The 23,334-nt window shown below is 59.8% G+C and carries 24 protein-coding genes; 22 read left to right on the plus strand and 2 right to left on the minus strand.

Annotation, left to right across the window (positions count from 1 at the left end; translation table 11 throughout):
- Window positions 1-163 precede the first annotated feature (163 nt).
- Genes infC through WG915_RS06520 form a run of 4 tightly spaced genes read left to right on the plus strand, consistent with a single transcriptional unit; the run spans window position 164 to window position 1,716 of the window.
- A complete protein-coding gene (gene infC, locus WG915_RS06505) occupies window positions 164-667 on the plus strand; it encodes a translation initiation factor IF-3 (protein ID WP_339564592.1) in 504 nt (167 codons plus the stop codon).
- 27 nt (window positions 668-694) lie between these two features.
- Window positions 695-889 (plus strand): 50S ribosomal protein L35, encoded by a 195-nt coding sequence (rpmI, locus tag WG915_RS06510; RefSeq protein ID WP_339564562.1) that lies wholly within the window; start codon window positions 695-697, stop codon window positions 887-889.
- Window positions 890-939: 50 nt separating this feature from the next.
- Window positions 940-1,323, plus strand: coding sequence for a 50S ribosomal protein L20 (gene rplT / locus WG915_RS06515; RefSeq protein ID WP_339564563.1), 384 nt, complete (start codon window positions 940-942; stop codon window positions 1,321-1,323).
- A 48-nt stretch (window positions 1,324-1,371) separates the two neighbouring features.
- Window positions 1,372-1,716 (plus strand): hypothetical protein, encoded by a 345-nt coding sequence (locus WG915_RS06520; RefSeq protein ID WP_339564564.1) that lies wholly within the window; start codon window positions 1,372-1,374, stop codon window positions 1,714-1,716.
- Here the strand turns inward: WG915_RS06520 and WG915_RS06525 are convergent.
- A complete protein-coding gene (locus WG915_RS06525) occupies window positions 1,691-1,858 on the minus strand; it encodes a hypothetical protein (protein ID WP_339564565.1) in 168 nt (55 codons plus the stop codon). The two genes, WG915_RS06520 and WG915_RS06525, sit on opposite strands and share 26 nt — an antisense overlap.
- Before the next feature lie 249 nt (window positions 1,859-2,107).
- On the opposite strand from WG915_RS06525, the gene WG915_RS06530 reads away from it, so the two are divergent.
- From WG915_RS06530 to argH, 13 genes are all read left to right on the plus strand, one after another.
- Window positions 2,108-2,917, plus strand: a complete 810-nt coding sequence (locus WG915_RS06530) for a TrmH family RNA methyltransferase (RefSeq protein WP_339564566.1) — start codon at window positions 2,108-2,110, stop codon at window positions 2,915-2,917.
- Window positions 2,914-4,020 carry a pyridoxal phosphate-dependent aminotransferase gene (locus WG915_RS06535; protein WP_339564567.1) on the plus strand — a complete coding sequence of 369 codons (1,107 nt, stop codon included), beginning with the start codon at window positions 2,914-2,916 and terminating at the stop codon, window positions 4,018-4,020. The genes WG915_RS06530 and WG915_RS06535 overlap by 4 nt, the downstream gene beginning before the upstream one ends.
- Before the next feature lie 101 nt (window positions 4,021-4,121).
- Entirely contained in the window at window positions 4,122-5,156 is a 1,035-nt protein-coding gene (gene pheS / locus WG915_RS06540; protein ID WP_339564568.1) for a phenylalanine--tRNA ligase subunit alpha, read from the plus strand.
- A 13-nt stretch (window positions 5,157-5,169) separates the two neighbouring features.
- Window positions 5,170-7,662, plus strand: a complete 2,493-nt coding sequence (gene pheT / locus WG915_RS06545; RefSeq protein WP_339564569.1) for a phenylalanine--tRNA ligase subunit beta — start codon at window positions 5,170-5,172, stop codon at window positions 7,660-7,662.
- Window positions 7,663-8,502, plus strand: coding sequence for a formate/nitrite family transporter (locus WG915_RS06550; RefSeq protein ID WP_339564570.1), 840 nt, complete (start codon window positions 7,663-7,665; stop codon window positions 8,500-8,502).
- A 59-nt stretch (window positions 8,503-8,561) separates the two neighbouring features.
- Entirely contained in the window at window positions 8,562-9,596 is a 1,035-nt protein-coding gene (gene argC, locus WG915_RS06555; protein WP_339564571.1) for an N-acetyl-gamma-glutamyl-phosphate reductase, read from the plus strand.
- Window positions 9,597-9,606: 10 nt separating this feature from the next.
- On the plus strand, window positions 9,607-10,758 hold the full coding sequence (gene argJ / locus WG915_RS06560) for a bifunctional glutamate N-acetyltransferase/amino-acid acetyltransferase ArgJ (protein ID WP_339564572.1): 1,152 nt from the start codon (window positions 9,607-9,609) through the stop codon (window positions 10,756-10,758).
- Window positions 10,759-10,767: 9 nt separating this feature from the next.
- Window positions 10,768-11,697: an acetylglutamate kinase gene (argB, locus tag WG915_RS06565; RefSeq protein ID WP_339564573.1), complete on the plus strand. Its 930-nt coding sequence runs from the start codon at window positions 10,768-10,770 to the stop codon at window positions 11,695-11,697.
- Window positions 11,698-12,882 (plus strand): acetylornithine transaminase, encoded by a 1,185-nt coding sequence (locus tag WG915_RS06570; RefSeq protein WP_339564574.1) that lies wholly within the window; start codon window positions 11,698-11,700, stop codon window positions 12,880-12,882.
- On the plus strand, window positions 12,883-13,827 hold the full coding sequence (gene argF / locus WG915_RS06575) for an ornithine carbamoyltransferase (RefSeq protein ID WP_339564575.1): 945 nt from the start codon (window positions 12,883-12,885) through the stop codon (window positions 13,825-13,827).
- Window positions 13,820-14,299 (plus strand): arginine repressor, encoded by a 480-nt coding sequence (locus tag WG915_RS06580; protein ID WP_339564576.1) that lies wholly within the window; start codon window positions 13,820-13,822, stop codon window positions 14,297-14,299. The genes argF and WG915_RS06580 overlap by 8 nt, the downstream gene beginning before the upstream one ends.
- Window positions 14,300-14,340: 41 nt before the next feature.
- Window positions 14,341-15,537 carry an argininosuccinate synthase gene (locus WG915_RS06585; RefSeq protein WP_339564577.1) on the plus strand — a complete coding sequence of 399 codons (1,197 nt, stop codon included), beginning with the start codon at window positions 14,341-14,343 and terminating at the stop codon, window positions 15,535-15,537.
- Window positions 15,538-16,965, plus strand: a complete 1,428-nt coding sequence (gene argH, locus WG915_RS06590; RefSeq protein WP_339564578.1) for an argininosuccinate lyase — start codon at window positions 15,538-15,540, stop codon at window positions 16,963-16,965.
- Here argH and WG915_RS06595 read toward each other — a convergent pair.
- Entirely contained in the window at window positions 16,931-18,088 is a 1,158-nt protein-coding gene (locus tag WG915_RS06595) for an HNH endonuclease signature motif containing protein (protein WP_339564579.1), read from the minus strand. The genes argH and WG915_RS06595 overlap by 35 nt on opposite strands.
- A 167-nt stretch (window positions 18,089-18,255) precedes the next feature.
- On the opposite strand from WG915_RS06595, the gene WG915_RS06600 reads away from it, so the two are divergent.
- From WG915_RS06600 to tyrS, 5 genes are read left to right on the plus strand one after another with little or no spacing between them, the layout of a single operon-like run.
- A complete protein-coding gene (locus tag WG915_RS06600) occupies window positions 18,256-19,395 on the plus strand; it encodes a hypothetical protein (RefSeq protein WP_339564580.1) in 1,140 nt (379 codons plus the stop codon).
- Window positions 19,392-20,942 carry a vWA domain-containing protein gene (locus WG915_RS06605; RefSeq protein ID WP_339564581.1) on the plus strand — a complete coding sequence of 517 codons (1,551 nt, stop codon included), beginning with the start codon at window positions 19,392-19,394 and terminating at the stop codon, window positions 20,940-20,942. Before WG915_RS06600 ends, WG915_RS06605 begins: the two co-directional genes overlap by 4 nt.
- Window positions 20,929-21,522 (plus strand): hypothetical protein, encoded by a 594-nt coding sequence (locus tag WG915_RS06610; RefSeq protein WP_339564582.1) that lies wholly within the window; start codon window positions 20,929-20,931, stop codon window positions 21,520-21,522. Before WG915_RS06605 ends, WG915_RS06610 begins: the two co-directional genes overlap by 14 nt.
- Window positions 21,523-21,548: 26 nt before the next feature.
- Complete coding sequence (locus WG915_RS06615; RefSeq protein ID WP_339564583.1) at window positions 21,549-21,728, plus strand: Trm112 family protein; 180 nt, start codon at window positions 21,549-21,551, stop codon at window positions 21,726-21,728.
- An 11-nt stretch (window positions 21,729-21,739) separates the two neighbouring features.
- On the plus strand, window positions 21,740-22,999 hold the full coding sequence (tyrS, locus tag WG915_RS06620) for a tyrosine--tRNA ligase (RefSeq protein ID WP_339564584.1): 1,260 nt from the start codon (window positions 21,740-21,742) through the stop codon (window positions 22,997-22,999).
- The last annotated feature ends 335 nt before the right edge of the window (window positions 23,000-23,334 follow it).

The raw sequence follows: 23,334 nt of genomic DNA on the forward strand, positions 1-23,334 counted from the left end.
TTGGATAATGGTCAAAGAAGAGCTTTGCTCACGGATCTCCCGTGCGACGAACAACGTCGTACGGGTTTTTGTCGTGGCAGCTCGGGGGAATCGACACTTCAAGCCATGCGGTACCACATTATTTACTGCTACTTGAGGAGTACACATCAGCGCTGAAGTTCGCATCAATGAACGTATCCGGGTTCCCGAGGTACGTCTTGTAGGTCCAAACGGAGAACAGGTCGGCGTCGTCCGCATTGAAGACGCGCGCAAGCTTGCTTACGATGCAGATCTCGACCTCGTCGAGGTTGCACCTAACGCGAAGCCACCAGTAGTGAAGATCATGGACTTCGGCAAGTTCAAGTATGAGCAGGACCAGAAGGCCCGCGAAGCTCGCAAGAACCAGCAGCAGACTGTGGTCAAGGAGCAGAAGCTTCGTCCCAAGATCGACGATCACGATTACGAGACGAAGAAGAATAATGTGATCCGATTCCTGGAGAAGGGGTCCAAGGTCAAAGTGACCATCATGTTCCGCGGTCGTGAGCAATCTCGCCCGGAGCTTGGATACCGCCTCCTGGAGCGCCTTGCCGGCGATGTGGCCGAATTCGGCACCATCGAAGCACGGGCGAAGCAAGACGGCCGCAACATGACCATGGTCATTGGGCCGTTGCGTAAAGGCAAGAAGTAACCGACTCTTTCATAAGGACTTATAAAAATGAAGAACAAGACCCACAAGGGTGCCGCTAAGCGCATCAAGCTGTCCGGTTCTGGCAAGCTGCGTCGCGAGAAGGCTAACCGCCGGCACCTGCTCGAAGGTAAGCCATCCACCCGCACCCGTCGCCTCAAGGGCTCCACGGATGTTGCAAAGTCTGACGAGAAGCGCATGAAGCGCCTCTTGGGCCTGGCCTAATAACCACTTTTCACCCCATAAACTTTTTAGACAGTTAAGGAAGTATTTCAATGGCACGTGTCAAGCGGTCAATGAACGCCAAGAAGAAGCGCCGCGAGATCCTGAAGTCCGCCAAGGGCTACCGTGGTCAGCGCTCCCGTCTCTACCGTAAGGCCAAGGAGCAGTGGCTCCACTCCATGACCTACGCTTACCGCGATCGCCGTAAGCGCAAGTCCGAGTTCCGTCGCCTGTGGATCACCCGCATCAACGCTGCAGCCCGTATGAACGACATCACCTACAACCGTCTCATCCAGGGCCTGCGCCTTGCTGAGATCGAGGTTGACCGCAAGATGCTCGCTGAGCTCGCAGTGAACGACTTCGCTGCATTCTCCGCAATCTGCGATGCCGCTAAGGCTGCTCTGCCTGAGGACGTTAACGCCCCAGCAGCTGCGTAAAGCTTGATTCGAAAAGCCCGACTGAGTTAAACAACTCAGGCGGGCTTTTTGCTATTCGTGCTCCTGGGCTTCCTCTACCTCTTTATGGGACTAATTTCTCCTAAGGGGAAGTTTCTCGGCCTCAGCTATCGCGCGATGCCGGGCGTGAATACCCCGACGACCAATGCGTCCCTGGGAGCGTGGCAAGCTGCGCACCGGAAGGTAGCCCCATTCCACACGATGATTGGTATCGGGCTCCTCTTGGCCTGTGTCTATATATTTGTGGGGCATCCGGAGCAATCATTTTTGTTACTTGTATTGGCTGGTGCCGTGATCGCGGAGGTGCCCATCATTGTCTTAGCCAACGAGGCAGCGGAACGCTACAACGTTACTTCTTCTCCCGCAGGACGGTGAATCCGACCAGCCACCAGCCATAGGCGCTGAGGAGGATGCCACGGAGGGTGTTGCCTTGGACAAGGGTGTCGCGGGTATCGCTGAGCTGCTGCACCTCGGCTTCGGCGGCACCGTTGGTCTTAGCCTGCGGGCCGGTGGACATCGGCCGTCCCGGGACTCCTGGTTTGGCAGTGACGATATCGCCTCGCCGGCGGGCATGGTGATTTTCTCTTGTTCGAGCTGTTCGCTGACAAAACCGTGGGTGAACATTCCGGCGTAGATCACGAGTGCGCCCAAGACGGCGAGGCTGATTGTTGAGCAGTCTCGAAGTTAGCGATCATAACGGAGACAGGTCAACAACGTTCGGGCTGGGTGACACTACTGCCCGCTGAAGCCTGCTAGATTTAACGGCATGAACCTCGACTTTGAACAGGCATTTACCGAGCGAACGCCACGAGTGGTAAACGCGTCCAAACTGTTGAAGACTGCGGGGCGTCGCAAAGCGGGTGTGTTCTTGGCCGAGGGGGAGAACGCCGTTGAAGCCGCCATCACCACCGGCGCTGCCCGGGACGTCTTCGTCACGGAGAAAGCAGCTGAGCGTTTTTCCGAATTGCTCACCGCGGCAGGACATATGAATGCCTATGTACACCCCATCACGGACCGGGCCGCAAAGTCCTTGGCGGACACGGTCACTTCCACGGGTATCTATGCCGTATGTGAGCCAGTGCTGTGGCCGCTGAAGGATGTCATGCGGGGCAAGCCGAACTTGGTGGCCGTGCCGGTGGAGACCTCGGAGCCAGGCAATGCCGGCACCTTGATCCGCGTCGCTGATGCCGTCGGTGCGGACGCCGTGTTGTTCGCGGGGGAGACCGTGGACCCGCAGTCGCCGAAGGCCGTGCGCGCCTCGGCTGGCTCGTTGTTCCATATTCCCGTGATCCGAGAGACCAATTTTCAGGCTGTCTTTGACACCCTGAAGGCTCGCAACTTGCAGATTCTGGCCACTGCCGCCGACGGCGAGGTCAGCCTCGATGAGGCCGGCGAACTGCTGAAGAAGCCGACCGCTTGGCTGTTTGGCAATGAGGCGCACGGGCTCAGCAAAGAACTGATGGCTAAAGCCGATGCCCGCATTCGCATCCCGATCCGTGGTCGCGCGGAATCGCTGAACCTGGCCACCGCGGCATCGATCTGCATGTACGAGTCTGCCAAGGCACAAAATTCATGACAGTTGCGCGCTTGCAGCCTTTCGCCGAGACGATCTTTGCCACCATGACTGCGGAGGCAGTCAAACACGGCGCGATTAACCTGGGGCAAGGGTTCCCAGATTCGGACGGGCCGGCGCGGATGCTCGAGATTGCGACGGAGCAGATCCAGGCCGGCAACAATCAGTACGCACCTGGCATGGGAATGCCGGAATTGCGCGAGTCCGTGGCCGCGGTCAGGGGTGTGTCATCCGATGATGTGCTGATCACTGTCGGCGCAACGGAGGCTATCACTGCGAGCGTGCTTGGCTTGGTTGAGCCGGGTGCCGAGGTCATCGTCCTCGAGCCCTACTATGACGCGTATGCGGCCGCGATCGCGCTGGCCGGAGCTACGCGCGTGGCCGTTCCGCTGGTCGCACAGGGTAACACCTGGGGTGTCGATGTCGCCGCGATCGAAGCCGCCATCACCACTAAGACCGCGATGATCATCGTGAATTCTCCGCATAACCCGACCGGCGCAGTACTCGATGTGCGTGGACTCGCCGAGTTGGCCGTGCAGCACGACCTGCTCGTGTTGTCTGATGAAGTCTACGAGCACCTCGTTTTCGCCGGTCATGCGCACACCCGCATCGCGGAATTGCCGGGCATGTGGGAGCGCACCATCACCGTCTCCTCCGCCGCAAAGACGTTCAACTGCACCGGATGGAAGACCGGCTGGGCGATTGCGCCTCCAGACCTGTTGGAAGGCGTGGTCAAGGCCAAGCAGTTCATGACTTATGTCGGTGCCACGCCCTTTCAGCCCGCAGTAGCCTACGCGCTGCGCGAGGAGATGCCGTGGGTTGCTGACATGGTTGCCGGGCTAGACCTGAAGCGAGCCTTGCTTGCCGACGGCCTGAAGCGTGCGGGTTTCCACGTCCATGACACCGCAGGTACCTACTACCTCGTTGCTGACGTAGGACAAGATGGCCTCGATTTTTGTATGAATCTGCCAGCTCGCAGCGGCGTGGCTGCAATCCCACTGCAGGTATTCACAGACCATCCGGAACAGTGGCGGACCAAAGTCCGCTTCGCCTTCGCTAAGAAGGACGAGATACTAGCTGAAGCGGTGCGGCGGATCGCTCAGTAGTCTTCTGCTGTTTGAGCACGGCCAGGAAAGTAGACTGCTAACCCGCGCGGTATAGTACATGGGTTAGAACGTCTCCCTTCGAACCAAAAGGATAAGTACTGGTGAGCGACATCGAGTTGACCGAAGCTAACCTCAATGCCTTAGCGGATGCGGCTGTCGCTGCGTTTAATCAGGCGCAGAACCTCGATGAGCTGGCGGAGGCTCGCAAGGCTCACCTGGCAGATGATGCCCCGATTTCCCTGGCGCGTCGCGCATTGGGAACGATCCCTAAGGATCAGCGCAAGGATGCCGGCCGCTTTGTGAACATGGCTCGTGGCCGCGCTGAGAAAGCCTTCGCCGAGGTCAAGGTTGTGCTTGAGGAGAAGCGAAACGCCGAGGTATTGGTGGAAGAGCGCGTTGACGTGACGGTTCCTACTACCCGCCGTCAGGGCGCTATGCACCCGATCACGCAGCTCTCCGAGAACATCGCCGACATCTTCATCGGCATGGGCTGGGAGATCGCCGAAGGCCCCGAGGTGGAGGCGGAATACTTCAACTTCGATGCCCTGAACTTCCTTCCGGACCACCCGGCACGCACCCTGCAAGACACCTTCCACGTTTCTGTCGAAGGTTCCAAGCAGGTGCTGCGTACGCATACCTCTCCAGTTCAGGTGCGCACCTTGTTGTCCCGGGACGTGCCGGTATACATTGCCTGCCCGGGACGGGTGTTCCGCACTGACGAGTTGGATGCCACCCATACTCCGGTGTTCCATCAGATTGAAGGATTGGCCGTCGATAAGGGCCTTACTATGGCGCACCTGCGCGGCACCCTGGACCACCTGGCCAAGACCCTATTCGGCCCGGAAACCCGCACCCGGATGCGTACCAACTTCTTCCCGTTCACGGAGCCATCGGCTGAGGTAGACGTGTGGTTCCCGAATAAGAAGGGTGGCGCAGGCTGGATCGAATGGGGCGGATGCGGCATGGTCAACCCGAACGTACTGCGTGCGGCGGGCATTGACCCTGAGGTGTACACCGGCTTTGCCTTCGGCATGGGCCTTGAGCGCACCCTGCAGTTCCGCAACGGCCTGTCGGATATGCGTGACATGGTCGAAGGCGATGTCCGTTTCACCCTGCCATTCGGCGTGCAAGCTTAAAGGAGATTTTGAAATGCTGCTATCCCAAAACTGGGTTACTTCACTGCTTGGCGCTCGAAACGAGGGCTGGTCTGTCACTGCCGAAGAGCTAGATGCCGGTTATGTCCGCGTCGGCTTCGAGACCGAGGGTTACGCGCCGATCGAAGAGACCACCGGACCCCTGGTGCTCGGCGTAGTAGAGAATATTGAAGAACTGACTGGTTTTAAGAAGCCGATCCGCTTTTGCAAGGTCAACGTGGGTAACCCGGAACCGCAGGGCATCGTCTGTGGCGCTCGCAATTTCGCAGTAGGCGACACCGTGGTTGTCTCCCTGCCAGGTGCAGAGCTGCCCGGAGGCTTCAAGATTGCCGCCCGTGAAACCTATGACCATGTCTCCGAGGGCATGATCTGCTCCGCTGCAGAGCTGGGCTTGGCCAGCAAGCAGACCAAGGGCATCATCACGCTACCTGCCTCCGCAGGCAAGCCAGGCGACGACGCCCGCGCTGTCCTCGGCCTGAACGACACCGTCTTTGATGTCAACGTCACCCCGGATCGTGGCTACGCACTGTCCGCCCGCGGCCTCACCCGCGAGATTGCTTCCGCATTTGACCTGGCATACACCGACCCAGCGTTGGATCCCTCCGTAGCCGGCATTAACGTGAACGTGCCTGCCGTCACCGGCGCGGCGCTGCCGGTGGAGATTGACCCGGCGACCAAGACGGTTCGCTTCGGTTTGCGCAAGGTCACTGGCATCGACCCAAATGCTAAGACCCCATTCTGGATGGAGCGCGAGCTGATGCTCTCCGGCCAGCGTTTGGTCAACCTCCCAACCGACATCACCAACTATGTGATGATCCTGCTCGGCCAGCCGATGCATGCTTTTGATGCTGCCCGCATCGAGGGATCCTTGCGCATCCGCAACGCTCAGGCAGGGGAGAAGCTCAGCACCCTGGATCATGTGGACCGCGACCTGGATCCCGAAGATGTGGTGATCTGCGATGAAAAGGGCATCCAGTCCCTGGCAGGCGTCATGGGTGGCTCCACCTCCGAGATCGGCGAGGGCACCACTGAGGTGTACTTCGAAGCTGCCATTTGGGATCCCATCACCGTGGCCCGCACGTGCCGCCGACACAAGCTTTCCTCTGAAGCATCACGCCGCTTCGAGCGCGGTGTCGATCCAACACTGTGTGAAGTAGCTCTTGATATCGCTGCATCCTTGCTGGTCCAGTACGGTGGCGGCCAAGTCGCCGCTGGTCGCACCATGCTTGGCGACGTCCCCGCAGCCACCACTGTGGAGCTGCCGGCTGACTTCCCAAGCAAGATCGCGGGCGTCGAATACGACCGTGACACCGTGGTACGCCGCCTATCCGAGGTCGGCTGCGAAGTGAGCGGCGAGGAAGTTTTGCAGGTGACTCCACCGACATGGCGCCCGGACCTGACCTTCAAGGAATCCCTCGTTGAAGAGGTGCTGCGGCTCGAAGGCCTGGAGGCTATTCCTTCCCTCGTTCCGACTGCACCAGCTGGCCAGGGATTGACCCCGGCGCAGCGCCGCCGTCGTGCGATCACCCACGCCCTCGCATACAGCGGATACCTGGAAATCCTACCGAGCCCATTCATCGCCAATGACACCTTCGAGGTGTGGGGGCTCAACGCGGATGATCCGCGTCGCAGCGTGGTGAAAGTGCAGAATCCGCTGGAATCAGATCATGCGATCCTCGGTACCACCTTGCTGCCTTCGATGCTGGATGCTGTTAAACGCAACGTCGCCCGCGGCCAGAGCGATATGACGCTCTACGGCGTGGAGCAGGTGAGCTTCGCTCGGGGCACCGGTGTATCGCCGATGCCGTCGGTTAGCGAGCGGCCTGCGGAGGAAACCATCGCTGAGCTGATTGAGTCCCTGCCGTACCAGCCGCTGCACGTGGCGACGGTCGGTGCGGGCGCGATTGTCCCGGAGGGGCCATGGGGTGAGGGGCGCGCCTACACCTACGCCGATGCCATCGAATCCGCCCGCATGGTGGCGCGTGCCGCCGACGTGCAGCTCGAGGTCGCCAATGCAGAGATGCTGCCGTGGCACCCGGGCCGGTGCGCCGAGCTGTCGGTGAATGGTGAAGTCGTGGGCTACGCCGGCGAGCTGCACCCGCAGGTTCTCGAGCGTGCCGGGCTGCCGGCCCGCACCTGCGCCATGGAGCTGAATATCTCCGCGCTGCCGTTCGAGCCATCTTTCCCGGCACCAACGCTGTCCGCGTTCCCTGCGCTGTTGCAGGACGTTGCCCTGGTGGTCACTGAAGATACCCCGGCTGAGGCCGTACGCGCCGTAGTCGAAGCGGCTGCCGGTGACCTGCTGGAAAAGGTCGAGCTTTTCGACGTCTACCGCTCCGAGCAACTCGGTGCGGACAAAAAGTCCTTGGCGTTCTCCCTGGTGTTCCGCGCCACGGATCGCACGCTGACGGACGATGAATGTTCCGAGGCCAGAATGGCCGCTGTAAAGGCCGCTGAGGCCAAGTTCAACGCAAGACTGCGAGCATAAATGTCAACCACAATTAGTAATACCCCCGCCGAGATCGTTGATGTAGCCAAGGATGCCTTGCTACACAAGGCGAAAGCCCCGCTGGCTACAAAGGTGACGTCGGCGATGTTTGCTGGCGCGATGATCGCGCTCGGCTTTGTTTTCTATGTCACCTCCCAGAACGGTTCGGCGGGCATGCCCTACGGGCTAGCAAAGGTCGTTGGCGGCATTGTGTTCTCCGTAGGCCTCGGCCTAGTGGTGATCACCGGTGCTGACCTGTTCACCTCCACCTCGATGACCCCGATCCTGCTGAAGGACAAACTGATCAGCCCGGTGGAAATGGTGCTGCACTGGGTGGTGGTGTACCTGGGCAACATGCTGGGGGCCTTCCTCATCGTGCTGTTCATCTTCTTCGGTGGCACTGCGCATCAAGGACACGGTGGCTGGGGCGCAGTGGTGATCAACACCGCGCTATCCAAGACCAGTCACTCTTTTAGTGAGTCTGTCTGCCTTGGCATCATGTGTAACATCTTCGTGTGTTTGGCGGTATGGCTTGCCTACGCTGGTAAGACCGTCTCCGATAAAGTCTTGGCCCTGACCCTGCCGATCGGTGCCTTCGTGGCGACCGGCTTTGAGCACTCTGTGGCTAACATGTTCATGATCCCGCTGGCCCTGTTGCTCAAGGGGCAGGCGGATCCGGCGGTAATGGAAGCGATGGCGGGCACCGATATCAGCGGTCTGACCATTTCTAGCTACCTGATTCATAACCTGGTGCCGGTGACCATCGGCAATCTCATTGGTGGTTCGATCATCGCGCTAGGTATGGCCTACTGGCATCGTGAGCGCGCCCATCACGCATAGGGGCACAACACTCACTGCATACTTTCCAAAACTATGCATAGTATGCTATCCTGGTCCGCATGACTATTAATGTGGCCATCGCTGGTGCTTCGGGATACGCAGGCGGGGAGATTCTCCGCCTGCTACTCAATCATCCGGCGTATGCTTCTGGGGAACTGACCATCGGCGCCCTGACTGGCAGCTCCAATGCTGGCCAGCTACTCGGCGACTTGATGCCACACCTGCCACAACTGCGTCAACGACGTCTGGTTGATACCAACAAAGATACCCTTGCAGGCCACGACGTGGTGTTCCTGGGCTTGCCGCATGGATTCTCTGCGGAGATCGCCCGGCAGCTTGGCCCAGAGGTCATTGTGATTGACTGCGCCGCCGACTTCCGGCTGCACAACGCTGCGGATTGGGAAAAGTTCTACGGCACCGAGCATGCAGGCACCTGGGCATATGGTATTCCGGAGATGCCCGGACACCGGGAACAAATCCGCGGCGCGAAGCGGGTAGCGGTCCCCGGGTGTTTCCCCACGGGGGCTACGCTCGCGGCGCTTCCTGCCGTCGCAAAGCAGCTGGTGGAGCCCACCCTGAACGTGGTGTCTATCACCGGCGTGTCCGGTGCGGGCAAGAAGGCCAGCGTTGCCATGCTCGGCGCGGAAACCATGGGCAACGTCAAGGCCTATAACACTGCTGGTAAGCACCGGCACACCCCCGAGATCACGCAGAATTTGGCCGAGGTGACGGACAAACAGGTGAGCGTGAGCTTCACGCCGGTGCTCGCACCGATGCCACGTGGAATCCTCACCACCATTACCGCGCCGCTGCTCAGCGAGGAAGATCCGCACGCGATCTACTCGCAGTTCTACCAAGACGAGCCGTTCATCCACGTGCTACCGGAAGGTGAGCAGCCACAGACGAAGAACGTGGTTGGTTCTAACTCAGTCCACATCCAAGTCGAGGCGAACAAGGATGCTGGCGTGCTGCTGGTAACCAGCGCTATCGACAACCTGACCAAGGGCACCGCCGGTGCCGCCGTGCAGTGCATGAATCTGGCTGTCGGATACCACGAAACCGCTGGTCTGCCTCTTAGCGGCCTGGCTCCTTAAAGGAGGACTAATGTCAATCACCACGCCACAGGGATTCCTGGCCGCAGCAACGACCGCCGGAATCAAACCATCTGGAAACCCCGATATGGCGCTCGTTGTGAACGAGGGCCCGGAATTCACGGCGGCCGGCGTTTTCACCCGCAACCGGGTCTTCGCTGCGCCGGTAAAGCTGTCGAAGCAGGCGCTTGCCGACGGCCAATTGCGCGCCATCCTGTACAACTCTGGAAACGCCAATGCCTGCAATGGTATCCAAGGTGAGAAAGATGCCCAGGAGAGTATCGCTGCGGTAGCTGCGGCACTTGGAGTTGCGCCAGGCGATGTCGCGGCCTGTTCTACCGGCATCATCGGAGAGCCCATGCCCATGGTGAAGGTGCTCGCCGGCGTCGCAACGCTTGCGGATAACCTCGGTGATCATGGTGCTGCGGCCGCGCGGGCCATCATGACCACTGACACGGTGCAGAAAGAAGTGTTGGTCGCGGGGGAGGGCTGGCAGCTCGGTGGCATGGGTAAAGGCGTTGGCATGATGGCGCCATCCCTGGCCACAATGCTGGTCTGCCTGACCACCGACGCGGCTGTATCGCAACAGGTGGCCCAGGAAGCCCTCGTGAAGGCCTGCAACCTCACATTCAACACTTTGGATATCGATGGTTCTACCTCAACCAATGACACCGTCATTCTGATGGCAAACGGCGCGTCCGGTGTGACCCCGACTGTTGCGGAGTTTGAAGCGGCCGTATTGCAGGCATGCTCCGACCTCGCCGACCAGCTGCAAGGTGATGCCGAGGGCGTGACCAAGCGGGTCAAGATCACTGTCCAGGGCACCAGCACGAACGAGCAAGCTCTTGCGGCTGCACGCACTCTTGGCCGGGACAACCTCTTCAAATGCGCGATGTTTGGCTCCGATCCGAACTGGGGGCGCGTGTTGGCGGCCGTCGGCATGGCGGATGCAGACATGGACCCGGAGAACATCTCCGTGTTCTTCAACGGTCACGCCGTCTGCGAGCGGACCACCGGTACCCCAAGTGCGCGCGAGGTAGATCTCTCGGGCTCCGACATCGACGTCCTCGTTGATCTCGGCACCGCAGGACCGGGAACCGCCACCGTGCGCACCACTGACCTTTCCCATGAGTATGTCGAGATCAACTCGGCATACTCCAGCTAGGAGCTAGTCATGACTACCGATCTCAACCCTGCTGAGCGGGCGCACGTCCTCGCCGAGGCATTGCCCTGGCTGCAGCACTACCGCGACAAGATCGTGGTGGTGAAATACGGCGGCAACGCCATGGTGGATGACAACCTCAAGGCTGCGTTTGCAGCTGACATGGTATTCCTGCGCACCGTTGGGGTAAAACCGGTGGTGGTGCACGGCGGTGGCCCCCAGATCTCCGCGATGTTGCGAAGGCTCGACCTGGACGGCGAATTCAAGGGCGGTTTCCGTGTGACCACTCCGGAGGTCATGGAAGTGGTCCGCATGGTGCTCTTTGGCCAGGTAGGCCGGGATCTGGTCAACCTGATCAACTCGCATGGCCCCTACGCAGTCGGCACGTCCGGTGAGGACGGCGGGCTGTTCCGCGCCGAAAAGCGGCTTGTCGACGTCAACGGCGTTGCCACCGACATCGGACTCGTCGGCAACATCACCGAAGTCAACGCCAACACGATCATGGACATCATCGACGCCGGCAGGATCCCCGTGGTCTCCACCGTGGCACCAGGTGATGACGGCGAGGTGTACAACATCAATGCCGATACCGCAGCAGGAGCTCTCGCCGGCGCCCTCGGGGCGGAACGCCTCGTGATCCTGACCAATGTGGAAGGCCTGTACACCAACTGGCCGAACAAGGATTCACTGGTCAGTGCGATCAAGTCCTCCAAGCTGCGGGAGATTTTGCCGGGGTTGGATTCCGGCATGATCCCTAAGATGGAGTCGTGTTTGGCCGCCGTCGATAAGGGCGTGGCGGCATCGCACGTCATTGACGGGCGCATTGCGCACTCGGTCCTGCTTGAGCTGCTGACTATGGGTGGTATCGGAACGATGGTGCTGCCGGATGGCTACGACCGCGAAAACTACCCGGATGGCACCGTGTTCAGGAAGGACAAGTAAATGACGCAATGGTCAAGCACGCTGATGGACAACTACGGCACCCCGGCGCTGAAGATCGTGAGCGCTGCGGGTTCCACCCTGAGCGATTCTGAAGGGCGCACGCACCTGGATTTGCTAGCCGGAATTGCGGTGAACTCCCTCGGCTACGGCCACCCCGCAGTGGTCAAGGCAGTCTCGGAGCAGGTGGCCAACTTTGCGCACACCTCGAATCTCTTCCAGACCGATCCCGTCCTGGAACTGGGGGCTAAGCTCATCCAACGTTTTGCCGCCGAGGACACCGAGCTGGCTGCCCAAACACGCGTGTTCTTCTGCAACTCGGGTGCGGAGGCTAATGAAGCGGCCTTCAAGCTGGCACGTCTCACCGGAAAGCGTCGTATCCTCGCGGCCGAGCACGGCTTCCACGGCCGCACGATGGGCTCGCTCGCGATGACTGGTCAACCAGATAAACGCAAGGCCTTCGAGCCACTGCCTGCTGGCGTAGAGTTCTACCCCTTCGGGGACATCGATTACCTGCGCAGACTAGTCGAGATGAACCCAAGCGACGTGGCAGCCATCATCCTGGAACCAATTCAGGGGGAAACCGGTGTGATCCCGGCTCCAGAAGGTTTCCTGTACCAGGTGCGTCAACTGTGTGATGAGCATGGGATTTTGTTCGTGGTCGATGAGGTACAGACCGGGATCGGTCGTACCTGTGACTTCTTTGCGCACCAACATGATGGGGTCATCCCAGATGTAGTGACCATGGCGAAGGGACTCGGCGGTGGCCTACCGATCGGGGCGTGCTTGGCGCACGGCGCGGCGGCGAAACTGTTTACCCCTGGCACCCACGGCACCACTTTTGGTGGCAACCCGGTTGCCTGCGCGGCCGGCAATGCGGTGCTGGACATCATCGACGACAACTTTGTTGCGGAGGTGGATCGAAAAGGCACCGCCTTCGCTGCGCAGCTGAGCAAGATCGAGCAGGTAGACTATGTCCGAGGCCGTGGTCTGATGCTGGGCGTGGTACTCAAGGGGGAGTGGGCGAAACAAGCCGTGGCGAAGGGCCCCGAGTATGGGCTGATTTTGAACGCGCCGTCGGCAAGCGTGTTGCGTCTGACGCCACCCCTCGTGATCACCGCAGCCGAGCTGAACACCGCGGCGCAGCGCCTTGCTGAGCTGCTTGCTGACATCCAGAAGGAGTCCTAAATGGTTCGTCATTTTCTCGCCGATGATGACCTCACCCCGGCGGAACAAGCCGAGGTGCTGCAGCTCGCGGCGGAGCTGAAAGCGGCGCCACTGTCTCGGCGCCCGTTTGAGGGGCCACTATCTGTGGCGGTGCTTTTTGATAAGACCTCTACCCGTACGCGCTTTTCCTTTGACGCCGGTATCGCGCAGCTCGGCGGGCACGCGATTGTTGTTGATTCCGGGAAGTCGCAGATGGGGAAGGGAGAGACTTTCCAGGACACCGGAGCGGTGCTGTCGCGGTTCGTCGAAGCCATCGTGTGGCGCACCTACGCGCACAGCAATCTGGAGCAGATGGCGGAGACTGCCACAGTGCCGATCGTGAACGCGCTTTCTGATGACCTGCACCCCTGCCAGATCCTGGCGGACCTGCAGACCTGTGTTGAGAACCTGTGCCCGGAGGAAGGGCCGGCGGGTTTGCGGGGGAAGAAGGCCGTGTACCTGGGCGACGGGGATAACAACATGGCGAACTCTTACCTGATCGGCTTTGCGACGGCGGGCATGGACATCGCTATTTGCGCGCCGAAAGAGTTCCAACCGCAGCCACGCTTTTGCGAGCGCGCGGAGGCTCGTGCTGCGGAAACCGGAGCGAAGGTGACCGTGAGTGATTCTCTGGACGTGGTCGATGGCGCCGATGTCGTGATCACTGACACGTGGGTGTCTATGGGGATGGAAAATGACGGCCTCGATCGTCGGACACCTTTCCTGCCGTATCAGGTCAATAGTGACGTCATGGCGCGTGCGGCAGCGGGGGCAGTGTTCCTGCACTGCTTGCCGGCGTATCGTGGCAACGAGGTCACTGCGGACGTCATTGATGGACCGCAGTCGCGTGTGTTTGATGAGGCCGAGAATCGGCTTCACGCGCAAAAGGCCCTGTTGGTATGGCTGATGGAGCATCAAAATGACTAGTCCCGTAACTCGCACTGCGCGCCAGGCCCGCATTCTGGAGATACTCGAACGCTACCGCGTCTCCAGCCAGGTGCAGCTTTCTGAACTGCTCCTCGATGAGGGCATTGACATCACCCAGGCAACCCTGTCGCGCGATCTCGACGAGTTGGGGGCGAAGAAGGTGCGCCCCGATGGCGGGCGTGCGTTCTACGCCGTGGGGCTTGTCGATGGCCAGCGGATCGAGCAGCCGCGCGGCCCGCAGGAAAAACTGCGTCGCATGCTCGACGATCTGCTGGTGTCCGTAGACCACACCGGAAACATTGCGGTGCTGCGCACACCACCGGGTGCCGCCCAGTACCTTGCTAGCTTCATCGATCGGGTGGGCATGAACGAGGTAGTGGGCACTATTGCAGGCGATGATACCGTTTTCGTGCTGGCACGAGAGCCTATGTCAGGCAAGGAACTTGGCGAGCTATTTAGCCGCCGGTCATAATCTTTTTATTAGCTTTTCAATCAACCTAGGAGAAACATTTCATGTCTAATCGCGTTGTTCTCGCGTATTCCGGCGGCCTCGACACCTCCGTTGCCATCCCTTACCTGGCTAAAATGACCGGCGGCGAAGTCATCGCCGTTTCCCTCGACCTCGGCCAGGGCGGCGAGGACATGGAGTCCGTCCGCCAGCGTGCCCTGGACTGTGGCGCCGTGGAATCCATCGTTATTGACGCGAAGGATGAGTTTGCTAACGAGTACTGCCTGCCAACCATCAAGGCTAACGGCATGTACATGAAGCAGTACCCGCTGGTCTCCGCGATTTCCCGCCCGCTCATTGTCAAGCATCTGATCAAGGCAGCCCAGGAGCATGGCGGCACGCACGTCTCCCACGGTTGCACCGGTAAGGGTAATGACCAAGTTCGCTTTGAGGTCGGCTTCCGTGCACTGGATCCTTCCCTGGAGATCATCGCCCCAGCCCGCGACTACGCCTGGACCCGCGACAAGGCCATTGCCTTTGCCGAGGAAATCAACCTGCCTATCGAGCAGTCCAAGAAGTCCCCGTTCTCCATCGACCAGAACGTGTGGGGTCGCGCCATCGAGACCGGCTTCCTGGAGGACCTGTGGAACCCACCAACCAAGGATCTCTACGCCTACACCGAGGACCCAGCCCTCGGTAACGCCCCAGACGAGCTGATCATCTCCTTCGAGGGTGGCAAGCCAGTGGCTATCGACGGCCGTCCAGTGAGCGTCCTCGAGGCCATCGAAGAGCTCAACCGTCGTGGCGGTGCACAGGGCGTTGGTCGCCTGGATATGGTGGAGGACCGCCTCGTGGGCATTAAGTCCCGCGAGATCTACGAGGCGCCGGGCGCGATGGTGCTGATCAAGGCGCACGAAGCTCTGGAAGACGTCACCGTCGAGCGCGAGCTCGGCCGCTACAAGCGCCTGATTGATTCCCGCTGGTCCGAGGAAGTCTATGACGGCCTGTGGTTCGGCCCACTCAAGCGCTCCCTGGAGGCGTTCATCGATAGCACCCAGGAGCATGTCACTGGCGATATCCGCATCGTGCTGCACGCCGGTGCCATCATCATCAATGGCCGCCGTTCCAACCACTCCCTGTACGACTTCAACCTGGCTACCTACGACACCGGTGACACCTTCGACCAGACCGCGGCGAAGGGCTTCGTGCAGCTGCACGGGCTGTCCACGGAGATCGCCAACAAGCGCGACCGCGAGGCCTAAATGTCCGGAACTAACGAAGGTGCTCTCTGGGGCGGCCGCTTCGCCGGCGGCCCTGCGGAGGCGATGTTCGCCCTTTCAGTGTCCACTCATTTCGACTGGGTACTGGCTCCTTATGATGTGCTGGCTTCTAAGGCGCACGCCCGCGTGTTGCACAAGGCCGGCCTGCTTTCCGGCGCTGACCTGGACACAATGCTGTCCGGCTTAGATGAGCTTGGTGCCGCCGTGGCTTCGGGTTCGTTCAAGCCATTGCCAACCGACGAAGATGTGCACGGCGCCATGGAGCGCGGTCTGATTGACATCGTTGGTCCCGAGGTCGGTGGCCGCTTGCGTGCAGGGCGCTCCCGTAACGACCAAGTAGCAACCCTGTTCCGCATGTGGGTGCGCGACGCAGTGCGTTCTGTGGCGGTGCAGGTGGTGGAGTTGGTGGAAGCGCTCGTTACCCAGGCAGCCGCGCACCCTAGCGCGATCATGCCGGGCAAGACGCACTCCCAGGCGGCGCAGCCAGTGCTGCTTGCACATCAGTTGTTGGCGCATGCGCAGCCGCTGTTGCGCGATGTTGCTCGTATCCAAGATTTGGATAAGCGACTCGCCGTGTCGCCTTATGGCTCCGGCGCACTCGCAGGTTCTTCACTGTCTTTGGACCCGGAGGCAATTGCCGCCGAGCTGGGCTTTGATTCCTCCTGCGATAACTCGATCGACGGTACTTCCTCCCGAGACTTCGCCTCGGAGACGGCTTTTGTGCTGGCGCAGATCGCGGTGGATATGTCCCGGTTGGCTGAGGAGATCATCTACTGGTGTACCCCGGAATACGGATACGTCACGCTGTCTGATGCGTGGTCCACTGGATCCTCGATTATGCCGCAGAAGAAGAATCCGGATGTGGCCGAATTGACCCGCGGCAAGACGGGTCGATTGATCGGCAATTTGACTGGTTTATTGGCTACGTTGAAAGCGCAGCCGCTGGCGTATAACCGCGACCTGCAGGAAGACAAGGAGCCTATTGTGGACTCCTTCGCCCAGCTGAACCTGCTGCTGCCTGCTCTCACAGGGTTGGTAGCCACGCTGACGTTCCATGAGGATCGGATGCTGGAATTGGCGCCTGCTGGATTCACACTTGCCACGGATCTCGCGGAATGGATGGTGCGGGAAGGTGTGCCGTTCCGGGAAGCTCATGAGGCCTCGGGCGCGTGCGTGCGCTTGGCCGAGGCCAGGGGAGTGGGCCTGGATGAATTAACGGATGAGGAGCTTGCTGCTGTTGACGCACGGCTAACTCCCGCCGTGCGTTCGGTTCTCACCGTCGAAGGCGCAGTGGCTTCTCGCGCGACCCGCGGTGGTACCGCTGGGGTGCGTGTGGCAGAGCAGCGCACTCGCGTTACGAATGCGGCCGCTGAGTTTAAGAAGTGGGCGGAGCGCCCGGTTCGCGGTTAGTCATTACCCGGTTGCTGCCTGCGCGGTGAGCAGCCGGGCTGCGGTTGCGTCTGGCGTAACCGGCATCATCAACCCACCAGGGGATTCCCTCCCGAAGCTGAAGATGACGCCGAATCCCGCTGTCGTCATTGCGGCGATGATGGCGGCGACATAGTAGGCCGAGATTAGCGATGTCGGTCCAACCGCCCCGCGACCAGGCCCGCACATGGTGGGCGTCGCAGCGACTAGCCGGGACATCACACCCGGGATGCTGGCACACCAGGTCCCGGGCCATCAGCGATATGCGCTGCGACCAGTTGGCGCAGCGTTGCCCGGTCACGAGGTGCTTGACTGCCCCCTTATGATCGTGGACCACGATGTAATCGGTGACGCGATCGGATCCGAGATAATCAATGTCGAACAAGTTGAGATCGATGCCGACGTTGGTGGCGAATTTTCCTCGCCAATCAAAGCCATCGCCATCAGTAACAGAGACAACGAGGGAACAGTGCCCGGTTGCTGCCCGCCGATTACTCGAGGCCCAGCGCACCATGTGTTCAAAGGCGTCGAAGTTGCGTTGAGTGATCGTGCGGGGATCCTCCTGCTTTGGGAAATCGGCGCGGAAAGCTTGGTCGAGTAGCGAGGCCATCAGCGCTGCGGTCGCGGCGGGAGCGTAGCCATAGAAGCTGCAGCCCCCGCGGGCATCTGGGCGTCGTATAGTGAAGCGACGCGCGCGATGGGCTGCCGTGACGTCTCCGGTCAGGCGCTCATTTTCCTCACGCACTAGTCGTTTGGTGTAGGCGAAGGTCGCCTCTGGGGAGGAACGGTGCGCCGTGGTGGCGGCAAGATCGTAGATTTCTTGGCGGCGCTTGCTGCAACCAGAGAGCTTTTCCAGGGCGTTGAGAATCAGATCCTGTGTTTCAACTGGGACGGAATCGGCCCAGTAGTAGCTTGCGCGTCGTTCGAGCAGTTTCGCGGCACGGCGGGAGAGGCCGGCATCAGTGAGTTCGTAGTGCTGCTTGCCGTGGGCGAGTTCGGTCTCCAGGCGGACGATTTCTTCTTTGAGCGCTTGCAATTGGCCGATGTCCTCGAAACTAACGCTGGCACGTGCGTGTTTCAGCGTTGCTATCAGTTCCGCGATCATATCCCCACCCCCGTAGTTCTTAAGTCCTATTATAGCACCATCAGAGTAGAACGCAAGAGCTAATAACGGTTGAGCGACAGTCGTAATATTGTTATTAAACGAACACAGTAGCTAATTGTTTATCCACTTACGCTGCGGTATGAACTAATCAGCAATAAGATCGGATTATGGAGACTAGTTCTGGAGGCTCAAACAGGTCCGGCCTAGGCGTCGGAGCAGTGCTTATCGCAGTAGTGCTCATTGGGGTAATCGTGGCAGCTGTGATCCTGGGGCGTGGCGGTGGGGGTGCGCCATTTGCCGGAGGAGCGAAGACCGTCAAAGTGGTCATGGGCTCAGAGAAGTTGCCGTATTTTTCGGATCCAGCGGTGATCAACCGCCTCGATGAACTCGGGCTAAAAGTAGAAGCCACCCCAAGCGGTTCCCGCAAAATTGCCACCCGGGCTGACTTGAAGAACTTCGATGCTGCGTTCCCTTCGTCGGCAACCGCGGCGGAGAAGATCGCTCGGGAGACACAACCGCAAGGCACCTACACACCTTTTCACTCGCCGATGGCCATTGCCACCTTCGAGCCCATCTTGAGTGCGCTGGAGCGGGAGCAGGTTGCGCAGCAAAAGGGTGGCGTTTGGTACATCAATGTGGAGAAGTATTTGGAGCTCGCCAAGAGCGGGAAGCGTTGGCGTGACATCGCTCCAGATTTTCCATCTCCGCTAACGGTGCAGATCTCGTCCACGGATATCCGAAGCTCCAACTCGGCCGCTATGTATCTATCGATCGCCGCATGGGTGGCCAACGGCGGAAACGTCCCAGCCACCGACGCTGAGGTTGAGAAAGTAGTGCAGGAGGTCAGCCCGCTGTTTACCCACCAGGGCTATACCGGTGGCAGCTCTGCGGGCCCCTTCGCCGAGTACCTTTCCCAGGGGATAGGAGCCCGCCCAATGGTCATGATCTATGAAGCGCAGTTCATCGGCCAACAGCTGGAGGCACCGAATCCGACCGACATGCTGGCCTACCTGGACCCCACCATGTCCTCGCAGCACACCGTACTGAGCTATACGGACGAGGGCAGTGCGCTTGGCGACGCCCTGCAGCACGACCCCGAGTTGCAGAAGCTCGCTGCACGCCACGGCTTTCGCCCCAACACTCCGGGAATTTTCAACCAGGAACTGCAGCAGGCTGGTGTGACACCGCCACCGGAGTTCTTGCCGACGGTCAACCCGCCAGATTTTGAACGCCTGGAGCAGCTCATCGAGGGTGTTGCCGCCCAGTACAACAGCACCGCGCCACCTGAAGGAGCACCGGAGCAATGAAAAGAGTAATAGTCGCGCTGATCGCTGCTGTGGGTTTGGTGGCCTGCGGGATCGAAAACCCATTGAGCTCGGGGGACAGCCTGAAGATTGTCACCGCAACCGAGCTCAAGGACATGGAACCGATCATTGCGCAGGCAAGCGAGGAACTGGGGTTCGACATCGAACTCAGCTATCCCGACGGCACCATCGCCAATTCGCTAGCGCTGAAGAATGGCGACTTTGATCGGCAGTACGATGCCACCTGGTTTGCCACGAACAAGTATGTAGACCTTTATGGGGCAGGGGACAAGCTACAGGCGTCGACAAGCATTGCCACCTCGCCCATCGCCTTCGGGGTGCGCGCAGACAAGGCACGCGAGCTGGGGTGGAACGATAAACAGCCGACCTGGCTGGAAGTGAGCCAGGCCGTGAAAGATAAGAAATTTAGCTACGGAATGACTGATCCCGCACGCAGTAATTCGGGCTTTTCGGCGCTGGTGTCAGTGGCGACGGCACACGCGGATACCGGAGCGGCCCTGCAGATGAGCGACATGGAGAAGGTCAACGGTCCACTACGCGACTTCTTCGCGGGACAGAACCTCACCTCCGGTTCTTCCGGCTGGCTGGAGGAGGCGTTTAGCGCCGATCCGCAGCGTACCGACGCCATTGTCAACTATGAATCCGTGCTGCTGGACATGAAGAGTCGCATGGACATTGAGGTCGTCGTACCCGCAGATGGCGTCGTCACCGCCGACTATCCGCTCGCGGCGCTGGCCGAGCCGAGCAACGATCAAGCCACCGCGCAGGTGGCCAAGCTGGGCGAATGGCTCCAGCAGCACAGCCAGCAGATCGTGGATGATACTGGGAGACGTCCAGCAGATCCCAACGCCCGCCCGTTGGCGGAACATCAGCGCAACCCCGTCATCGAGTTGCCATTCCCTGCACGGCAGGACGTCGCAGATGAGCTCGTCTTCGCCTTCGCCAATGACCTCCGGCGCCCGGCAAAGACGGTGTTTGTGCTGGACCAATCCGGCTCTATGCAGGGGGATCGAATGCAGAGCCTGCACACGATCCTCACCGAGCTTGTCGACGGCCGAGCCCACACAGCTACCGGCCCGGTAGGACTGCGCAATCGTGAGGAAGTCTCCATTATCGCCTTCGACAGCGAGGTCTCGCGGCCGATTAGCGGCACCTATTCCACGAACAACCAGCGGCAAAATCAGCCGCTGCGGGACGCTATAGCGGGATTGGTTCCCGGCGGTCAAACCGCAGTCTACGACGCTCTGCAAAGTGCCTACCAGCAGTTTCCCAACTCGGAAGGGTCGATCCCATCGATCGTGTTGATGTCCGACGGTGCCACAAATACCGGCGCGACCTTCGAGGACTTTAAGAAGTTCCATGCCTCGCTCAGCCCGGAGCGGCGCCGAATCCCGGTGTTCATCATCCTCTACGGCGAATCCAATAACGCCGAAATGGAAGCGCTCGCTGACCTGACCGAGGGAAAGACTTTCGACGCCACCAAGGGTGATCTGGGCAGCGCGTTTAAGGAGATCCGTGGGTACCAATAGCTGGTTTGCCTCCCGCAAAAATGTGGTGGGGATGGTCTTTGCGATCGCAGCCGTGCTGACGCATATCCTCATTGGCCTAGGTACCTTCTGGCCGGTGATCGCCATCGCCGCGTGGGGACTCGGTGTGGTGCTAACTCCGGGCGGGCCAGCAGCGCCCGCGATTTCCCCGGGGGAAACCTTCGCGGAAGCAGTGCAAAGCTCTGAGCAACGTTTCCGAAACCTTGGCGCGCATGGTTCCTCGCTGCGCCAGCTCGGCGAATTGAAATGGACAATCCGGGAGTTGGAAAAACACCTGGATGAGCTTTCTGCGCAGCCAATCCTCTTGCAAACCGTCTCTGAAATCGCCTATTCGCACTTACCGACACTGGAGGCCGCTTTCGCTGAGGTACCAGACATTGCCCGCAAAGAAGCCGTAGCGGAGCTAGATTCCTCGCTCGACCTGCTCAATACTGAGGCCGCGAAGATTCTGACTGCCATTGTGGAGCAGAAGTTCAAGGGGCTGGGGGATCAGCGCGCACTGCTCGAAGAGAAGTTCACCGGGGTTCAGCTCTACTTGGACGGGGGTTCAACAACTCCCTAAGGGGCTGTGCAGGTACAATTCCAACCATGAGTATTGATCCAAAACTGCTGGAAGTGCTGGTATGTCCGCAAGATAAGGGGCCTCTGGTCTATCTCGACGACGAGCAGAAACTCGTCAACGAGCGCATGGGCATTGCCTATCGCATCGATGATGGGATTCCAGTCATGCTTGCCGACGAAGCCGTCGCCTGGCCACCAGCAAATTAAAGGATCTAGTTGTGAACATTATTGACGAACTGCAATGGCGTGGCCTGATTAACCAGTCCACCGACATTGACGCCCTCCGCGAAGCCTGCGAAAACCCAATCACGCTGTACTGTGGCTTCGACCCAACGGGCGATTCGCTACATGCCGGCCACCTCGTGCCGATGATCATGCTCCGCCGTTTCCAGGAATTCGGACACCGTCCCATCACGCTCGCCGGTGGTGCCACCGGTTTCATCGGCGACCCGCGTGACGTCGGGGAGCGCTCCATGCTCACCCAGGATGCGATCGAACACAACCTGGAATCCATCAAGGACCAGCTGCGTGCCTTCGTGCGTTTCGACGGCGATAACCACGCCATCATGGTGAATAACGCCGACTGGACAATGAACATGTCCGTCATCGACTTCCTTCGTGACGTTGGTAAGAACTTCTCTCTTAATACGATGCTGGATCGCGATACTGTCAAGCGCCGACTGGAGAGTGACGGCATCTCCTACACCGAGTTTTCCTACATGCTGCTGCAGGCCAATGACTTCGTCCAGTTGCGTCGCTCGCATGATTGCATTCTGCAGATCGGTGGCGGCGATCAGTGGGGCAACATTGTCTCCGGTGTGGACCTCAACCGCCGTATCGACGGCGAGAAGACGCACGCGCTCACGGTTCCACTGGTTACGGATGCCTCCGGCCAGAAGTTCGGCAAGTCCACTGGCGGTGGCAAGCTCTGGCTCGACCCAGAAAAGACCTCTGCCTACTCCTGGTACCAGTACTTCCTCAATGCCGGCGACTCCGTAGTCATTGACTACCTGCGTTGGTTTACCTTCCTCACTCAGGAAGAAATCGCAGCTCTTGAAGTTGAAGTCGCGGAGCGGCCTTTCAAGCGCGAGGCTCAGCGACGGCTTGCCCAAGAAATGACGGATCTCGTACATGGGCACGACGCCACCGTCGCAGTTGAGCTCGCGGCACAGGCACTATTCGGGCGTGCTTCGCTCGCTGATCTGGATGAGAAGACCCTGGCGGGCGCACTGTCTGAAACCACGGTGTTTGACGTGCCCGCAGGGGAGCCCCGCACCATCATCGATCTCTTGGTGGGGGCTGGCCTAGCTGATTCGAAGGGGGCAGCACGCCGCACGATCAAGGAGGGCGGCGCCTACGTGAACAACGAGCGCATTGAGGCCGAAGAGTGGGAACCTCGTGCCGAGGATCTGCTGCATGGAAGCTGGCTCGTGCTGCGCAAGGGCAAAAAGAACTTTGCGGGCGCCCGGCTTTCCTAAATTGTTCAATTATCCCGGTCGAAATAGTGCCTCTGACGTGCTGATTTGTCTTGCTGGCTAGAATTGCGTAACTTATTGCAAGTCAGCGAGACCGCAGCCCCAGGGGTTCGGCCGGTGGCAAAGAAAACCAAGATTGACAAATAGATTAACTTCTTGTTAACGTTGATCTTCAGTCGCTGATACGAAGCTCCATTGGGAGTGATGTTCAGTGTGCGTGTGTTGTTTGAGAACTCAATAGTGTGCCAAGTACTTATTTTGATACTTTTTGTATCTTTTGATTTTTTGGTTGTGTGTTGGTGCCGGCAGGCCCGGAGGGGTCTGTGTAAGCATTTAAT

The organism is Corynebacterium sp. H128, assembly GCF_037482625.1.
Classification (GTDB): domain Bacteria; phylum Actinomycetota; class Actinomycetes; order Mycobacteriales; family Mycobacteriaceae; genus Corynebacterium.

Coding starts and splice junctions, on each gene's coding strand:
- WG915_RS06580 (WP_339564576.1), top strand. CDS start 13,820: ATGACTAGTCCCGTAACTCGCACTGCGCGCCAGGCCCGCATTCTGGAG.
- argB (WP_339564573.1), top strand. CDS start 10,768: ATGACTACCGATCTCAACCCTGCTGAGCGGGCGCACGTCCTCGCCGAG.
- WG915_RS06585 (WP_339564577.1), top strand. CDS start 14,341: ATGTCTAATCGCGTTGTTCTCGCGTATTCCGGCGGCCTCGACACCTCC.
- argC (WP_339564571.1), top strand. CDS start 8,562: ATGACTATTAATGTGGCCATCGCTGGTGCTTCGGGATACGCAGGCGGG.
- rpmI (WP_339564562.1), top strand. CDS start 695: ATGAAGAACAAGACCCACAAGGGTGCCGCTAAGCGCATCAAGCTGTCC.
- rplT (WP_339564563.1), top strand. CDS start 940: ATGGCACGTGTCAAGCGGTCAATGAACGCCAAGAAGAAGCGCCGCGAG.
- WG915_RS06600 (WP_339564580.1), top strand. CDS start 18,256: ATGGAGACTAGTTCTGGAGGCTCAAACAGGTCCGGCCTAGGCGTCGGA.
- argJ (WP_339564572.1), top strand. CDS start 9,607: ATGTCAATCACCACGCCACAGGGATTCCTGGCCGCAGCAACGACCGCC.
- WG915_RS06550 (WP_339564570.1), top strand. CDS start 7,663: ATGTCAACCACAATTAGTAATACCCCCGCCGAGATCGTTGATGTAGCC.
- argH (WP_339564578.1), top strand. CDS start 15,538: ATGTCCGGAACTAACGAAGGTGCTCTCTGGGGCGGCCGCTTCGCCGGC.
- WG915_RS06535 (WP_339564567.1), top strand. CDS start 2,914: ATGACAGTTGCGCGCTTGCAGCCTTTCGCCGAGACGATCTTTGCCACC.
- argF (WP_339564575.1), top strand. CDS start 12,883: ATGGTTCGTCATTTTCTCGCCGATGATGACCTCACCCCGGCGGAACAA.
- WG915_RS06595 (WP_339564579.1), bottom strand. CDS start 18,088: ATGATCGCGGAACTGATAGCAACGCTGAAACACGCACGTGCCAGCGTT.
- WG915_RS06525 (WP_339564565.1), bottom strand. CDS start 1,858: ATGTCCACCGGCCCGCAGGCTAAGACCAACGGTGCCGCCGAAGCCGAG.
- WG915_RS06605 (WP_339564581.1), top strand. CDS start 19,392: ATGAAAAGAGTAATAGTCGCGCTGATCGCTGCTGTGGGTTTGGTGGCC.
- WG915_RS06530 (WP_339564566.1), top strand. CDS start 2,108: ATGAACCTCGACTTTGAACAGGCATTTACCGAGCGAACGCCACGAGTG.
- WG915_RS06615 (WP_339564583.1), top strand. CDS start 21,549: ATGAGTATTGATCCAAAACTGCTGGAAGTGCTGGTATGTCCGCAAGAT.
- pheT (WP_339564569.1), top strand. CDS start 5,170: ATGCTGCTATCCCAAAACTGGGTTACTTCACTGCTTGGCGCTCGAAAC.
- WG915_RS06570 (WP_339564574.1), top strand. CDS start 11,698: ATGACGCAATGGTCAAGCACGCTGATGGACAACTACGGCACCCCGGCG.